Raw genomic sequence first — 1019 nt, 5'->3', positions numbered from 1 at the left:
TACAATAGTTCACCATGTCTTCGTCTGTGCCGCTGACACTTGAGGAGAAGCTCAAGAACCTGCCTACCAATCCGGGGTGCTATCTCTACAAAGATGTGGAGGGGCAGATTATCTATGTGGGGAAGGCGATCAATCTGCGAAACCGGGTGCGCTCGTACTTCCAGAAGTCGGCGAACCACACGCCCAAGACGCGGCGGCTGGTGTCGCATATCGTGGACATGGACTGGGTGCTCACGGACACGGAGCTGGAGGCGCTGATCCTTGAGTGTAATCTGATTAAGAAGCACCAGCCCAAGTATAACGTCCGGCTTCGCGACGACAAGCAGTACCCGTATCTGATGCTCACCACCAGCGAGCCGTTTCCAAGAGTCTTAATCACGCGGCGGGTGAAGCAGGGCGATGGGAATAAGTACTTTGGGCCCTACACCAACGGCGCGGCGGTGCGGGACTCCGTGGATCTGATCTATCGGGTCTTCCCGCTGGTGACGTGCAAGAAAGAGTGGACCAACAAGAAAGAGCAGAAGCCGTGTCTGTACCACCACATGGGCCGCTGCCCCGAAGCGCCGTGTGCCGGGCTCGCCGATAAAGAGCGCTACGACCAGACGGTCAAAGACACGGAAGTCTTTCTGCAAGGCCGCCAAGACTCATTGGCAAAGGCGATTCACCTCAAGATGGAGACGGCGGCTGAGAACTTAGAGTTTGAGCGTGCGGCCAAGCTACGCGATCAATTGGTGGCGATTAACACGATTGTCGAGCGCCAGAAAGTGGTCAGCACCACCACGGGCGACCAAGATGTTATGGCCGTGGTCGCCGACGAAACGGGGGCGGCAGTGCAGATGTTCTTTATCCGAGGCGGCAAGCTCATTGGCCAAGAACACTTCTTACTCGACGGCGCAGAAGATGGCGTGGCGGAGGCGACCGGCGAGTTTCTCAAGCGCTACTACCAGGATGCCAGCTACGTCCCCAGTGAGATCCTCCTGCCCGCACACGTCGAGGAGCTAGAGATCATCGAGAGCTGG

1 protein-coding gene is annotated in these 1019 nt (G+C 57.6%); it reads left to right on the top strand.

The features are described 5' to 3' along the window. Positions 1 to 14: 14 nt before the first annotated feature. Positions 15 to 1019 (top strand): excinuclease ABC subunit UvrC (gene uvrC, locus RMO15_RS22165; protein WP_309717328.1); only part of this gene is annotated, 1005 nt, incomplete at its 3' end.

This window comes from Armatimonas sp. (genome assembly GCF_031410135.1).
Lineage (GTDB): Bacteria > Armatimonadota > Armatimonadia > Armatimonadales > Armatimonadaceae > Armatimonas.
This window is presented reverse-complemented; position numbering and strand designations above follow the sequence as displayed.